This window comes from Moorena sp. SIO3I6, assembly GCF_010672095.1.
Window position 1 is genome coordinate 1 of record NZ_JAAHHU010001261.1, and the last position, 1,483, is coordinate 1,483.

A 1,483-nucleotide genomic window follows, 5' to 3' on the forward strand; every position below is an offset into this window, starting at 1 on the left:
TACATCCAAGCCCCCTAAATCCCCCAATTTTGGGGGACTTTTAGAAGCAAATTGACTCTTATTCCCCCCAAAGTTGGGGGGCTAGGGGGGCAAAATTCAGTATAAAAAAACTTTTCAGATATCCTCTCAGAATGATCTTCGTCCCAAAACTGGATTGCCGCTAGTAGCAATAGGCAATCAACCCACACAAAACATTAAAGGGTTAGCACTTTCGGGTGGATCTCATTTTTATTATTTGACGCGACAGTGGTGCGTTACGGGGCGGACTGTCCCAACTCTGGCTACCGATAAAATCAGGGCTCCCCTAACGCACCCTACGGAACTACTTATCCAAAACTGATGTCCAGACCTGTAAATTCCCTAACCAAGAATTTAGCTGTCCACGATTACAACCTGCAGCTTCCCCTTCTGCCTCTAAACTAATGGAATGATTTCCTGAGGAAACAGGGCCGAGATCAATTTTACCTGAGGTCAAGGGAAGGCTGCTGAACTGGCCAGATCCGCCCTTCCACCCAAGGGTACCTGTAGAACGAACAGGCTCACCGTCAAGGTAGAAATGGATTTTAATTGGGCTGCAATGAGTAGGGGGGACGACATACTTAACTTTTAAGACACCGCGCGTTGTTACATCTATTGCGAAGCGGTTACTGCATACTTGGCCACTGCCATTACAACTTACTTTTTCTGGGCCAAACTCTTTAAAGTTGGTAATCACCTTAGGAAACAATTTATCCCAATTCGCGATCACAGCTGCCCCCAGTACACCAACCAGGCCAATTACAGCGACAATTATCTGTATCCTATGACTTTTATCTTGACCACTCATCCCACGTTACCAAAGGTTATGATCATCGACGTTCGATGACTTTTTCGTTTTTTAGTTTTGCCTAATTTATAATTATATATTATAAAGAGTAAATATTAAATCGGTGGAAATTTTTCCGAGTCTGTTACCAGTTTATGTAGGGTGGGCAATGCTTGATACAGCTTCACCAAGCTGGGCTTTGCACCTTGATAAACACTGCCCACCCTAAGATTAATAACAAGGGTGCAAGATTCCAGTGTTAATGAACTGAAATCTTGCTAGCTTACTCCACTATCAAAAACCTAACCAATCAAGCAGTAAAATATCTAGCGATTGGGTGATAAGCTACAATTGCTGTCGTAGATTGCTCTGGATACAACTGCTCACTCTCATCCATGTATAACTTAATGCGATCGCATTCCAACAAATCCAACTGCTTGTACTGATCCTGGAGATTTGGACAAGCGGGATAGCCAAAACTATACCGTGAACCCTGATAGCGCTGAGCCAACACATCCCGAATGCTATCGGGTTCTCGATCTGCGAACCCTAACTCCCGACGAATCCGAGCATGACTCCACTCCGCCAAGGCTTCAGCCATTTGTACCGCCAATCCGTGGTAATACAAATAATCGGTATATTGATCACCATCAAATAATTTCTTAGCGTACTCTGTGG

2 protein-coding genes are annotated in these 1,483 nt (G+C 44.1%); both read right to left on the minus strand.

Translation table 11 applies throughout. The annotated features are described in order from the left end of the window. Window positions 1-322: 322 nt before the first annotated feature. Complete coding sequence (locus tag F6K49_RS48345; RefSeq protein WP_293109787.1) at window positions 323-826, minus strand: hypothetical protein; 504 nt, start codon at window positions 824-826, stop codon at window positions 323-325. Window positions 827-1,115: 289 nt separating this feature from the next. Continuing rightward, window positions 1,116-1,483: vitamin B12 dependent-methionine synthase activation domain-containing protein (locus F6K49_RS48350; RefSeq protein ID WP_293109789.1), on the minus strand; the 368-nt coding region annotated here is incomplete at its 5' end.

Excerpts from the sequence above, each read along its gene's own strand:
- F6K49_RS48345 (WP_293109787.1), bottom strand. The coding sequence starts at position 826 with ATGAGTGGTCAAGATAAAAGTCATAGGATACAGATAATTGTCGCTGTA.